This is a genomic window from Pedobacter metabolipauper (genome assembly GCF_004362715.1).
Taxonomy (GTDB): Bacteria; Bacteroidota; Bacteroidia; order Sphingobacteriales; family Sphingobacteriaceae; genus Pedobacter; species Pedobacter metabolipauper.
In genome coordinates this window covers 52,576-66,397 of sequence record NZ_SNYC01000006.1, presented here as the reverse complement: position 1 = coordinate 66,397, position 13,822 = coordinate 52,576, and the positions used below count along the sequence as shown (strand labels likewise).

General features: G+C 43.2%; 7 protein-coding genes. 1 reads left to right on the top strand and 6 read right to left on the bottom strand.

What is annotated here, in order from left to right:
• Window positions 1-23: 23 nt before the first annotated feature.
• The gene (locus tag ATK78_RS16990) at window positions 24-1,709 is read right to left on the bottom strand and encodes an amino acid permease (protein ID WP_133577344.1); all 1,686 of its coding nucleotides are present in this window, start codon (window positions 1,707-1,709) and stop codon (window positions 24-26) included.
• A gap of 129 nt (window positions 1,710-1,838) precedes the next feature.
• Window positions 1,839-4,103 (bottom strand): sodium-translocating pyrophosphatase, encoded by a 2,265-nt coding sequence (locus ATK78_RS16985; protein WP_133577343.1) that lies wholly within the window; start codon window positions 4,101-4,103, stop codon window positions 1,839-1,841.
• A gap of 302 nt (window positions 4,104-4,405) precedes the next feature.
• Between ATK78_RS16985 and ATK78_RS16980 the strand changes: the two genes are divergently transcribed.
• The gene (locus tag ATK78_RS16980) at window positions 4,406-5,854 is read left to right on the top strand and encodes an APC family permease (RefSeq protein ID WP_133577342.1); all 1,449 of its coding nucleotides are present in this window, start codon (window positions 4,406-4,408) and stop codon (window positions 5,852-5,854) included.
• A gap of 287 nt (window positions 5,855-6,141) precedes the next feature.
• Here ATK78_RS16980 and ATK78_RS16975 read toward each other — a convergent pair whose 3' ends face one another.
• The 4 genes from ATK78_RS16975 to ATK78_RS16960 are packed head-to-tail and all read right to left on the bottom strand — an operon-like array spanning window position 6,142 to window position 13,822.
• Window positions 6,142-7,692, bottom strand: a complete 1,551-nt coding sequence (locus ATK78_RS16975) for a serine/threonine protein kinase (protein ID WP_133577341.1) — start codon at window positions 7,690-7,692, stop codon at window positions 6,142-6,144.
• 14 nt (window positions 7,693-7,706) lie between these two features.
• Window positions 7,707-8,969 (bottom strand): serine/threonine-protein kinase, encoded by a 1,263-nt coding sequence (locus tag ATK78_RS16970; RefSeq protein ID WP_133577340.1) that lies wholly within the window; start codon window positions 8,967-8,969, stop codon window positions 7,707-7,709.
• A gap of 5 nt (window positions 8,970-8,974) precedes the next feature.
• On the bottom strand, window positions 8,975-9,766 hold the full coding sequence (locus tag ATK78_RS16965; RefSeq protein WP_133577339.1) for an FHA domain-containing protein: 792 nt from the start codon (window positions 9,764-9,766) through the stop codon (window positions 8,975-8,977).
• Window positions 9,767-9,814: 48 nt separating this feature from the next.
• Window positions 9,815-13,822 carry an FtsW/RodA/SpoVE family cell cycle protein gene (locus tag ATK78_RS16960; protein ID WP_133577338.1) on the bottom strand — a complete coding sequence of 1,336 codons (4,008 nt, stop codon included), beginning with the start codon at window positions 13,820-13,822 and terminating at the stop codon, window positions 9,815-9,817.

Genomic DNA, 13,822 nt, shown 5'->3' with positions numbered 1-13,822 from the left:
TTATTAAGCATTTTGAGCACTTATTATTTTGGTTGGATCTGACTGGTATTCATAATCCGGTAGATATATACAAATATGTGGAGTACAGCGAATCCAAGTGAGAAGTAATATAAACCGGTATCTGTGCCGCCAGTAGTATGATGATGCACCAATGCCACAATAATTAAAAGGGCAGCCAGTGCAAGACCTACATAAGAAACTACCTTATTGCTTCTGATCAGTGTTGCAGTTACATTGTCTGACAATAAACTGTTCTTGATACCATAGAATAGGTAAACGTTGATACCGATGATCATCCATACCAATAAACGAACCCAGGTATCCAATGGTAAGAATACCATCATGCCTAAACATACCAGTACACCTAAGATTGGAATAAGCGGAACCAAAGGTACTTTAAATGCACGTGGAAGATCAGGCATGCGTTTTCTAAGGATAACGATACCGATACAAACCAGGATAAAGGCAAATAAAGTTCCAATACTGGTCATTTCACCTACCACACGTGCAGGAACAAAAGCAGCAAATAAACTTACAAATACCATAAACAACAAGTTGCTTTTTGCAGGAGTACTAAACTTAGGGTGAACATTAGAGAATACTTTTGGTAATAAACCATCTTTACTCATCGAGAAGAATACCCTTGATTGTCCCATAAGCATCACCAGGATTACTGAAGCGTAACCACCAAGAATAGCAAGGATGATCAATTTATTTAACCATGGATAAGCAGGAGTAACAATTCCGGCAGCATCTTTGACACCCATATTGTCAATCGCAACAGCAACCGGAGCGATACCGTCCTGTCCTTTAAACAACTCATAGTTTGCAACACCAGTCATGACGTGAGCAAAAAGAATGTAAAGGATGGTACAGATAAACAGCGATACCAGGATACCGATTGGCATATCTTTTTTCGGGTTTTTAGCTTCCTGGGCAGCAGTAGAAACGGCATCAAAGCCGATGTAGGCAAAGAACACAATTCCTGCAGCACGAACTACGCCAGACATACCATACTCACCAAATGTTCCGGTGTTGGTAGGGATATAAGGCTGGAAGTTGTCCGCATTGATATATTGCCATCCCAGGATGATAAAGATAATAACGATCACTACTTTAACAGCTACTATGATGCCATTGATAAAAGCAGATTCTTTAGTTCCCCTGATCAGGATCAGCGACATTAAAACAACAATAAACACAGCAGGTAAGTTAAACATACCCGAAACCACAGAACCGTCAGCAAGTGTAGCGGTATCAAATGGAGACATCACTACCTGTGCGGGGAGATGAATGTCAAAGTATTCGAGAAACTTGACCAGGTACCTGCTCCAGCTGATGGAAACAGTGGCGGCACCAACGGCATATTCAAGTACCAGATCCCATCCGATGATCCATGCAACAAATTCGCCCATGGTGGCATATGAATAGGTGTAAGCACTACCTGCAACAGGAATCATGGAAGCAAACTCTGCATAGCATAAACCAGCAAATGCACAACCAATAGCTGCGATAACAAAGGAGATCGTAATTGCAGGACCTGCATTATTGGCAGCTGCAGAACCGGTTATTGAGAATAATCCAGCACCGATAATTGCACCAATACCTAAAGCTACCAGGTTAACGGGACCAAGGGTTCTTTTCAGTGTACCCTCACCGCTAGCTGTAGCTTCTTTTGTAAGTAAGTCAATCGACTTTCTAAAATTCATAGTTTAGTTTAGTTAAAGTGTGTCTATAAGTGTCTACTTTATATTTTAAAAGTCAAACCTAAAGAAAATATATCTAAAAATAAAAGGGATTTTGACACAAAATCCCTTTTATAAGTAATAATTATGATGTTATTGCTCAATATTTAAAGTGTCTGTTCGATTAATGAGTGTATCTAACTTTACGTTACCTAAAGAATCAACGGTTTTATCGATTTTTATTTCTTTTTTAATCTCCGTAGACGGATAATCCGGGCTGTTGCCGGCAACAGCAATATACGGGGCAATAACCAGCGAAACAATCGACATAAGCTTAATCAATATGTTCATGGAAGGGCCAGAAGTATCTTTGAACGGATCACCCACCGTGTCACCGGTTACAGAGGCTTTGTGCGGTTCTGATTTTTTATAATGCATCTCTCCATTGATCTCTACACCTTTTTCAAAAGATTTCTTTGCATTGTCCCACGCACCGCCCGCATTGCTTTGGAAGATCCCCATCAGCACACCGGTTACGGTAACACCTGCCAGTAAACCACCTAAAACTTCAGGGCCAAATATAAATCCGACCACAACAGGCGTAATTAAAGCGATGGCACCAGGAAGCATCATTTCACGGATGGAAGCCTTCGTAGAAATGGCTACACATTTTTCATATTCCGGCTTCGCCTTATATTCCATGATGCCCGGTATTTCACGGAACTGTCTGCGCACTTCCTGAACCATATCCATGGCCGCTTTACCAACAGCCTGGATGCACAGTGCCGAAAATACAAAAGGGATCATACCACCAACAAAAAGTCCGGCCAGTACAGGTGCTTTATAAATATCGATCGCAGAGATCCCTGCAATGCCTACAAATGCAGCAAATAAAGCAAGGGACGTTAATGCCGCTGATGCAATGGCAAACCCTTTTCCGGTAGCAGCAGTGGTGTTCCCCACCGCATCCAGGTTATCCGTGCGCTCACGAACCTCAGGAGGTAACTGGCTCATCTCTGCAATGCCTCCTGCATTATCGGCAATAGGGCCAAAGGCATCAATAGCCAGCTGCATCGCCGTTGTGGCCATCATACCTGCCGCTGCAATAGCAACGCCATACAGACCGGCAAAATAATAAGAAGACATGATACCACCGGCCAAAACCAGGATCGGCACAACTGTTGATTTCATGCCGACAGACAAACCAGCAATGATATTGGTTGCATGACCGGTTGAAGACTGCTGGATGATTGAATTTACCGGAGCCTTACCCATAGCAGTGTAGTACTCTGTTACAATGCTCATGATCGTACCCACAACGAGGCCCACTAAAATGGCATAGAACACATTAATGCGGGAAAACTCATATCCCCTAAGACTTAAAGTATCAGGAAGCATCCACATCACAATGAAATAAGAAGCAACAGCAGTAATGATAATGGAAGACCAGTTTCCGAGGTTCAGTGCATTCTGAACATTGGAGTGCTCATCTTTGATCGTTACAAACCAGGTTCCGATGATGGAGAAGAGAATTCCCAATCCGCAGATAACCATAGGCAGCAAGATCGGAGACATGCCGCCAAATTTATCCACTACTGTAATTTCCTGCCCCAGTACCATGGTAGCCAGGATCGTGGCAACATAAGAACCAAACAGATCTGCACCCATACCGGCAACATCACCCACGTTATCGCCAACGTTGTCTGCAATCGTAGCCGGGTTCCGAACATCATCTTCCGGAATACCAGCTTCAACTTTACCAACCAGATCGGCACCAACATCAGCCGCCTTGGTATAAATACCCCCGCCAACGCGGGCAAATAGCGCAATAGATTCAGCCCCTAAGGAGAAACCCGTTAGCACTTCAATAGCCGTTTTCATGTGTATGGTGTCAACACCATCTGCGCCAATCACATCAAAGTATTTTAAAAAAACGATGAATAGTCCGCCCAGGCCCAGTACGGCAAGTCCAGCCACACCAAGACCCATTACTGTGCCCCCTGTAAATGAAACTTTTAACGCTTGTTTTAAGCTCGTACGTGCGGCCTGTGTAGTGCGCACGTTTGCTTTGGTAGCAGACCGCATTCCTATGTATCCGGCTGTTGCTGATAATACAGCCCCGATCACGAAAGAAATGGCAATGATCCAGCTCGAATGGATCGGTTTGCCGTTAATCTCATGGATCGTACCTGAATAGGCCAATAATGCGCCGGCAAAAAGGACAAAAATACTGAGTACCCTCCATTCAGCTTTTAAAAAGGCCATTGCCCCATCGGCAATGTAGCCGGCAAGTTCCTGCATGTTCTGATCACCCGCATCCTGCTTGTTTACCCATGCACTCTTAACGGCCATGACAATAATGCCGATTAAGCCCAGCAAGGGAATAAAATAGATTAAATTGTTTTGTAGAAACTCCATACCTGATCGTTTAGTTTATATATTTGGTTATACTTGGTTACGCTTTACTGGCATTTCTCCCTGCATACATCTTACTAATAGATTCGTTTTCGCAATTAAGGAGGGATACAAAAATAGTCGTGTTTGTGAAATTACCAAATATTTTATCAAGTAATTCATAACCTGTCCGATATCGCGTACTATTTCTAAATAGTTGTAAATTTTAAATATATTAGCACACCAGGATTGACCCCGTATTTATGGCTTTTGAAGCCCAAATCAGGCCAATTCAAAAAACAAACTCAAACCTACAAACGATAAGAATGGAAAAAGAAACTCAGGACGGCTCTTTTAAACGGGAACTCGGACTCCTAGATGGTACCATGCTGGTAGTTGGATCAATGATCGGCTCCGGAATATTTATTGTCAGCGCAGACATTACCAGGCAAGTTGGATCTGCCGGCTGGCTGATCCTGATCTGGGTGGCAACGGCTTTAATGACTATGATTGCTGCAATCAGCTATGGCGAATTAAGCGCCATGTTTCCAAAGGCAGGCGGCCAGTATGTGTATTTAAAAGAAGCGTACAATAAACTGATCGCATTTTTATATGGCTGGAGTCTTTTTGCAGTCATCCAGACTGGAACTATTGCGGCTGTTGGAGTTGCTTTTTCGAAATTTGCAGCGTATTTATACGAGCCGTTCAGTGAAACCAATATCCTCTGGGATATTCAAACCGGTGTTGGTAATTTCTCCATCAGCGCAGCACAGCTGGTATCTATTGTAACCATCGTACTGCTGACGTATGTAAACAGCAGGGGCGTAAAAAACAGCAAGCTCCTTCAGACCTTTTTAACCATCATAAAGATCCTGTCTTTATTGGGGCTTATCGTATTTGGTTTTATGCTTGGTGCAAAAGCAGAGATCTGGAATGCCAACTGGACCAATGTTTGGGATTCACGATCGTTTAATCTGGAAACAATGGCATGGACCCCCATAAATGGTTCCCTGTTACTTTCAGGAATTGCCGCCGCAATGGTCGGTTCACTCTTTTCAAGTGATGCCTGGAACGGGGTAACCTTTATTGCAGGAGAGATCAAAAATCCCCAGCGTAATGTAGGGCTGAGCCTTTTCCTTGGAACATTTATAGTAAGTGTAATTTATATCCTTGCCAACCTGATGTATATTGCAGTATTGCCGCTGGATCAGATTACGACCGCAAAATCAGATCGTGTAGCTGTTGTAGCTGCACAATATATTTTTGGTGATGCAGGTACCATAATCATCGCTGTCATGATCATGATCTCCACCTTTGCATGTAATAACGGATTGATCATGGCTGGAGCGCGTGTCTATTATACCATGTCTAAAGATGGCCTGTTTTTTAAAAAAGCGGCAAAGTTAAATACAGCAGATGTACCGGAATGGGCACTATGGATCCAGGGCATCTGGGCTTCTGCATTGTGCCTCACAGGTAAATACGGCGCACTCTTAGATTTTGTGGTAATTATTGTACTTATATTTTACATCCTCACCATCTATGGCATCTTTATCTTAAGAAGGAAAATGCCAAATGCAGAAAGACCATATAAGGCTTTTGGATATCCGGTCCTGCCATTTTTATACATCATCTTAGCTACCGCATTATCTGTGGCACTTTTATATTATAAAACAGATACCTGCGGATGGGGCGTATTGATCATGCTGGTTGGTATCCCGGTTTATTACATCACCAAAAGAGTTGAAGGACCAGCTGAGCCAGCCAACAACTAAGGTTTAGTTCCTGGCCCCATAGTTATTCCAAAGCATGCTTATTCAATCGCGACATACTGTTGTCAATGAGTTTTGCAAGACTGTTTTAGATACTGAGAAGAACATAAAGAAACTGAAAAGTCTTTAAAGAGAAACAGGGATAAGCATTTAATGCTATCCCTGTTTTTATAGACAGTTGACCCACCACAGATCAACCTAAACCAAACAAACTATAGCAATAACACCTGAGGTTTAAAAAAGGTTTTTATTTTTTATCTTTTTTTTTAAAAAAAAAGTAAAAACCTGTGTTAAGGCAATTCTTTCAGGTCATTTTTACTCAGCCATCCCCGGGTTATTTCCCCGTCATTATTGGTATGGGTAACCAAAATAAATCCATTCTGTTCATCTACTACCGTAAATTTCGTGTTTACCCATAGGCCCAAAACACCATGCCTGGTGGCATCAGGATTTGGCGTATCATAAAAATAGGTGGCCGTTTTTGGGATCATGTATTTTTTTCCTTTACTGATGATCACGGGCTCTGCAGAAGGATCTTTAGCTGGGTTTGCAGGTACTGCAGGTTTAACCCCATGATGGCCGGTCTGTTCTTCAAACTCCAGCTGCAAGCTGTCAATTTCCTGCTGTTGAGCTACTGTATCTGTGGGCACTGGTTTAATAACCTGGGCTGTATCCGGTTTAAACTGAGCAGCGTTCTCAGAAAGCGTATCTTTTAATGGAAGGTTCTCCGTATCTTCATAGATGATCTTTTTGTTGTCATTGTTCACAAAGAACAAAGAATAGGCAGAAAATGCACCAAACACAACCAGCAACAGGATCATGATCGAGAAGATCGGTTTCGAGACCTTTACTACATCAGTTTGATCTGCGGTTACTTCGGTCTGCTCTGGAGGATTTGGAGGAACAACTGTAATGGTCTGTTGTCTGATTGGTTCCGCATGATTGTGATGTGTAATGGCATCTTTTAACAGGGAACCATTCTCAAATCTATTTTCAGGGTTCTTTTCCAGACATTTTTTAATCAGGTCAAGCAGCCAGGCAGGAACATTCATTTCCCTGCTTTGAACATCAGCATCCCAATCCTCTGGTAAATTGTGCCTGCGAAGTGTTAACAGATCAGGAACCGGTTTTTCTATGTGCGAAAGCATCACCGCATTTCGCGAAGTTTCACCTTTCGTATTAAGTGGAAAAGGGACTCTTCCGGCAAGAAGCTCGTAAAGGACCACACCAAAGCTGTATACATCTGTCTGAAAGAACATCTCGCCATCATGCTGCTCAGGAGCCATAAACTCTACAGCTCCGGCATGCTGAACGCTGCTTCGGCGCTGCTCATCAGACATGATGGCTAACCCAAAGTCCAGTAAAATATAATTACCGGTATCGGTATTGAACTTTACATTATTGCTTTTTATATCGCCATGCTTAACACCAACCCGATGGCAGTGACAAAGTGCATTGGAAAGCTGTTCCGCAAGTTTGATCGTCTCACGAATGGTAAATACAGGGCTATGAGGTGGTTTTAACAGATCTTCAAGATCTGGCCCTTCTATGTATTCCATTTCTATAAAGGGAAAAGAACCACTTTCAGTTAAACCAGAATTTAAGATCTTAACAACATTGGGATTGGGTATTTCATTGACCTTTTTAAGTTTCTGTACCTCGCTGATAAAATTCCTGTAGTTTTTATCCTCCGTATTTTCATTGTGGATGGGGGTAGGTAATATTTTTACGGCGGTAATAATGGCACCCATTCGTTTACCTTTATAAACAGAGCCCTGCCCGCCGGTACGCAAGGCCCCCATGTTCTCTAAACCTTCTGCTATGGTAAATACTTTACTCATCGTGTTTTTTTCTTTTAAAAATAGGGCACATCATTCTCCAAACCATCCTTTGTCTTCTTGTTCTGCGGTGCAACCGGATTATTGTTTACCGGAGCAGTCTTTTTTATTGTATCCGGAGTACGCTTTGCATTGCTTTTTACAGGAACCTTAGTGGTTACTGTAGAGTCTGCTGCTATCACATTTCCGGAGTCGCGGGTATTAAAAACAGAATTGATACCATAAACCCCCAGAAAAACAAAACAAAGTAACGCAGAAATTAGGATAGCTTTAGATTTAGTTACCTGTTTATATTTTGCTAAGGTGCGCTGCAGTCTTTCATTTTCACTTTTTAGGCCACTGATCAATCTGTCAACCTCTTCTTTATTCAATAAACCGTCGTTGTGATTGGAAAGTGCCTCGTAAAGTTCCATGCCATTGGCAAAACGGTCTTCAGGTGCCTTTTCCAGGCACTTGTAAATGATCTGCATCAGCCAGGAAGGCACCCGCATTTCATCCGCCTTTTTATTATCCGGCCATTGTTCCGGAAGCCTGTTCTTTCTAAGTTCCAGCAAATCAGGTACCTGCTTTTCCACATGAGAAAGCATCACCATATTGCGGGACATTTCAGATTTATTAATTAAAGGAAACGGAACAGTTCCAGCCAAGAGTTCATACAGGATGATCCCAAAGCTATACAGATCGGTCTCAAACCGCATTTCGCCATGATGTTGTTCAGGCGCCATGAATTCAACAGCGCCAGCGTGTCTTAAACTGGAACGACGCTGTTCATCCGACATCACAGCAAGGCCGAAATCTAAAAGGACATAGTTGCCGGTAGCCTGGTTAAATTTTACATTATTGCTTTTAATATCCCCATGTTTAACACCTACTTTATGGCAATGTGATAACGCACTTGCCAAATGGTTGGCCAGCTTAATGGTTTCGGATATGGTAAATAACGGTGGATGGGGCGCCTTTAAAAGTTCCTCAAGATCAGGCCCTTCAATAAACTCCATTTCAATAAAAGGAAAATTGCCGCTTTCTGTTAAACCAGAATTCAAGATCCTGACCACATGGGGGTTTGGATCCTCATTTACCTTTTTAAGTTTTTCAACCTCATTCTGGAAGTCCCTGAAGTTTTTATCAAATGCATCTTCTGTGTGGATGGGTGTAGGTAAAAGTTTTACGGCAGAAATTACGGTGCCTATCCTTTTGCCTTTATACACAGAGCCTTGTCCACCGGTACTTAATGCACCCATGTTCTCAAGCCCTTCCGTTATGGTAAATACTTTAGCCATTCAGGTTACTTCGTTAAATGATAACTGAATTCCAAAACAGCAGATTCGCCCAGAATGATCTGATCGCCTTCATACAATGTATGGCCCAGTTCAGTAAAAGTGAGTTTAACCGGGTTGTGGTCATTTACTGACCGGATCTTTACCTTATTGCGAGGAGGAACACCGCCATCATCGGCAAACAGCTGAAAGGCCTCATGCTCATCGCTCCATTCAATATGGGCATGCTGCCTGCTAATGTATTTGTTGCCTTCGTTTGTGCTTTCACTTGGAAAGGCAATTTCATTGATCCTGAAAAAACCCGACTCATCCTGTGCTTTTTTATCTCTTCCAATATTGATCTTTCCATCTTCAGATTTGATCACATATCCTTTTTGCTCCGCTTCTCCATTTAATACGGTAATATAGGCCGTGCCGGATTTATTTACAGTTGCCGCATGTTCCGGGGTTTTAATAAAAAGGGCGGCATCCAGATTTGCCATTTTAATCGCTTCATCCGGCAATACCTCAACAAATACAATTTCCATTGTCCACTTTTCAGGAAGATCAATGGCAAAATCATCAGCAATCCGCTGAACCTCATTTTTGAAACGATCCTCTTCTTCAGCAAAAACTGCCGAATTGTACATATATCTTTCAACCGGCGGACAAGCAATGTATAAAAGAAAACCCTTAATGTGATTTCCTTCACCGCCTTCCAGTTTCTGCAATTCCTGTTTGATGAAAACAAGCAAAGCTTCCCTGATGGCTTTTACATCCTGCGGCTTTTCAGAGGTATCCTTGTTGAATAAGTTAAACATGACTTCTGCTTTTTTTTAGTTAATGGTTAATCAATAAACAGTCCAATTTTAAAAATTAAGGGTTGAAGACTGTTTAGGTGATGTAATAATCTCTTTTTTAAAGTCCTTAATGTATCCCAGTTGCTTTAATGCAGGAACAACGTGCTGTCCGGCCAATAGCACAGCCTTACTGGAGCCCCTCGTAGATTCAATTCGGATACAAACTACAATATGGCCCTTTCCTGTTCTCCTTGGCGCAAAGAATACATACCAGCCATCGTTAATGCTGTTCTGTTTCCAGATCCTTTCCGGGGTTCCGGTTTTACCGGCAACGGTTAAGCCAAGCGTATATGACTTATTCGCACTTTGTTTGAGCATATAATCGGTCAGCAAGGCAGCATATTTAGGGTCATTGGCCAGTTTAATTCCCGGTTTAACGGCAGTAGCCGAATCACTGATCTTTAAAACGTACCGGTTTGGTACCAGGATTCCCTTGTTGGCTACGCCTGATGCCAGCCTGGCAACAGAAGCAGGGGTAGCAATAAGTTCGCCCTGTCCCCATGACATTCCAGAAATACCCTTTGCCCTGGTCCGGCGGATATTTGAAGGGTCATATTTGGGCTTCGTATTAAACTCTGTTTTGCGCCAGTAGCTGAGCCATTTATTTTCCTGTTTAATGTTATTGGTGTCGCGGTCAAAATAATAACCGCCAACACCACGTAAGAACATCCCTGTTTTTAAGTAGAGATTAGCCATGTTTTCTTCCAAATGCTCCTCATTGGCCAGTTTAATAAAGTACACATTGTTTGAGTTTACAATGGCACGTTCCAGGCTGATCTTACCAGTCTCATCGGGCTCAATCCCTTTGGTACGGATCCTTTCTTTGGTAGTTACATTAAACGTTTTCTCTGTGGCGGCAAGACCGAGCTTATTAAAGGCGGCCATGGCCGTAAGTACTTTAGCAGTTGAACCGGGTTGTGTGGCATACGTAAACCCAAGGTCGGCATTGGTATACCAGCCAGAGAGCTTGTTTTGCTCAGCAGTAGTCATATTTAATAAGTCCCAGTCCTTAACAGGAGGAAGGGGATAAACGGCAGAACTGAGCACATCACCGGTTATATCTTCCATGATCACCACAGAAACCCTGCTTTTCTTTAAAGAATCATCCAATGACATCGAATGCTGAATGGAGGCTTGCAGCCGCGCATCAATGGTTAGCTTCACATTCCGGTTTCTCTTTTTAAACGCATCAACGGCACTGCTGTTGATACCGGCAATTAATAAAGGAGCAAGTTCCGCATAGTCCCGCCTGCTCACATTCATTTCTTTTACGCCGCGGGGCAGAAAGCGGTCTTCCCTGTATTTGGTGGCCCTGGTATTGAAGGAAGTAACCGGAGAATGAAAACCCCTTAATTCTGCGGCATGTTCATATTCTGCAAAATAGCCATTGGTACTGCCATTGAACACGCCGGTGTTTGCATCGCCTGTCCAAAAAAACGTTTGCGCTTCAAAGGGGTAATATCGGTTTACACGCTTGTGCACAGCAGAGTCCAGGTTATAGGTAATGCCGGCAGCCGTCAGGTCTTTCCGCTGTTTTCGGATCAGCTCAGGATTGCTGGTTGCTAAAATATGACCGTTCCTGTCATAAAGTTGCCCGGCTTCCAGTCTGTCCATTAAAATAGCGATCCTGGGGTTATAGCTAAACATACGCGCCCCGCTCCGGTCAGCCACAAGGGCTGGCTGAACAATCCATTTTTTATTGTCCAGAATATACCGGGTAACAGGAATGGCCAGCAGAATAACGGCTACGCTGGCAGACAATAGTGCTGGTACCAGGTTTTTGTCTTGCTGTTTCGTAATAAAGGCCATCTGAACAGGCGTTCCCCGAACTAAAGATGCGGAAAGCAGGAAGCCTGCAGCTATAAAATTGGCCACCAGTGAAGAACCTCCATAACTGATAAATGGCAATGCCACACCAGATAAGGGCAGGGCACCTGTAGAGCCACCGGCAATGAGTAAGAACTGAACAAACATACTGATGCCAATACCTGCACAGACGTAGAATAAGAACGGTGTTCCCGTTTGCCGGCCAATAATAATGGAGCGGTTTAAAAAGATCAGGAAAAGAATAAATACACCAACAATGGCAGTCCATCCAAATTCTTCACCAATAGCAGGCAGGATCATATCGGTATGGGCTTCAGGAATTGTTTTGGCAAAGCCTTCTCCAACACCCTGGCCGCTAACACCGCCACCGGCCATAGCCCAAATGCCATTGGCTACCTGGTCACCACCATACACTTCGTTATTCCATGGATCCTGCCAGATCGATTTACGTTCAGAAAGCCGGTTAACGGGGCCTGGAATAAGTTTGTCCAGATAAGGGATCTGGTCAATCAGTAAGAACCCGGCAATAACCATAATAACCATGATCGCAGATTCGCTGGTCTTTTTTTGATTAAATACCATGGCCAGCGTAACCAGCACAGCAGTAATTAATGAAGCCAGCCAGATATTTAAGAACCATACCGTAAGCGTATAAACGATGATTGCCAGAAGCATCATGCTAAAATCACCTCTCGAAAAAGAGAAAAGAATGATAAAGGTAAAGCACACCACCATCGCCGGACCAAGATCACCAAGCACCAGGTACATCAGGATCGCGATGAGCATGGCAGCCAGGGCAAAAGAAAAGAAATACCATCTCTTTTGCCAGCTTCGGTATTCGGTAATAAACTTCTCATTGCTGGCAAAAAAACCTGCCAGAAATAGAATGATGCCATATTTAACAATTTCACTGGGCTGAATGCCGAACAAGTTAACTTTTACCCCGCTTCCTTCCGGACCGCTTCCAAATACGATGGTCAGAGCCAGCAAAGCCAGGGCCATGCCGGCCCATTGCCAGCCATTGGCTTTATTGCCCTGGGTATTTAAAATGAACATCCGGTAAAAGCGGGAATCCACATTGAATTTCCGCAGCTTAAAGCCCAGTATCATGCAGATGCCAAGAATTCCAATAGCGAAAAAGATTAGGGTATCCTTTGCCAGGAACCTGTCGCGGAGCGGGTCCTGCAGACTTAATAATGTAATGAATGACAATCCGGTCATGATCATGATTACCGGTACGATCAGCTGGTCGGCCTGTGGAAACTTCACAGAAAGTAAAAGATGGAGCACTAAAAATCCGAAAAAGAAACATCCCACAATGATCCAGTACCAGGTATTGTATTCATCAGGGGTACGTACGATCAATGATTTTTCCTTTTTAAGGATCTTAAATTCACCAGCAGAAAAGAGTCGTATGGTATGTGGTGCCTGTTTAAAAACAAAGTCCGCATTTTCCTTTAATTCCTGTACGCCCTGCGACCTCCCAAATTGAAATCCGGGCTGCAGGGGTAAAATTTCAAAAGCTTTATCATTAGGAAGACCCCTAAACTCAAAAGAACCGCTGGCATCAGTTCGTACGTAAGTGCTGGGAATAGAGCGGTTCAGCTGCTCCGGATTGTCAGAGTAGGCACTATCCTGGGGAAGAATCATTGTTAATCTAACCAGAACACCAGCAACAGGATCTTTATCCACATTGATAATTTTACCGGTAATCCGATATTCGCCAAGGGTAAGATCTTTGACGGCAGGCAGCTGCGGCGGGTTTTTGGCCTCCTGTATAAAACGATTCGCATCATCACCCGTATATCCCAATAAGGAACGGGAAGCGGTTACCCTTTTCTTAAAATCTTTCCCACCCGTAAGGTAAGCCTCATCTGCATTGACAAAGAACCTGCGCTTATTAAGTTCACCAATATTGTCGATTGGGGCATCAAAAGATCTTACGCCATTGGTCACAGTTTTGGCAATCAATGCAATATCTTTCCGGTCTTCAAAATAATAGCCTTTTTGCAGCAGCGTGGTCATAAGGTTTCCCGGATCCTTGTCATTGAGGTTCAGCATGATGCCGTTCCCGGTTCGGGTACTTACTTCCTTAAAATTACTTTGAAGCGCATTAAAGAGCGTGTAAAATAAGGCGCCGAGTACAATGGAGATCCCTAAAATAAACAGTCGTTCAGATTTTCTCGGCAT

What these genes read in the sequence shown, in the direction of transcription:
- ATK78_RS16980 (WP_133577342.1), top strand. Translation starts at nt 4,406, where the DNA reads ATGGAAAAAGAAACTCAGGACGGCTCTTTTAAACGGGAACTCGGACTC.
- ATK78_RS16975 (WP_133577341.1), bottom strand. Translation starts at nt 7,692, where the DNA reads ATGAGTAAAGTATTTACCATAGCAGAAGGTTTAGAGAACATGGGGGCC.
- ATK78_RS16960 (WP_133577338.1), bottom strand. Translation starts at nt 13,822, where the DNA reads ATGCCGAGAAAATCTGAACGACTGTTTATTTTAGGGATCTCCATTGTA.
- ATK78_RS16970 (WP_133577340.1), bottom strand. Translation starts at nt 8,969, where the DNA reads ATGGCTAAAGTATTTACCATAACGGAAGGGCTTGAGAACATGGGTGCA.
- ATK78_RS16990 (WP_133577344.1), bottom strand. Translation starts at nt 1,709, where the DNA reads ATGAATTTTAGAAAGTCGATTGACTTACTTACAAAAGAAGCTACAGCT.
- ATK78_RS16965 (WP_133577339.1), bottom strand. Translation starts at nt 9,766, where the DNA reads ATGTTTAACTTATTCAACAAGGATACCTCTGAAAAGCCGCAGGATGTA.
- ATK78_RS16985 (WP_133577343.1), bottom strand. Translation starts at nt 4,103, where the DNA reads ATGGAGTTTCTACAAAACAATTTAATCTATTTTATTCCCTTGCTGGGC.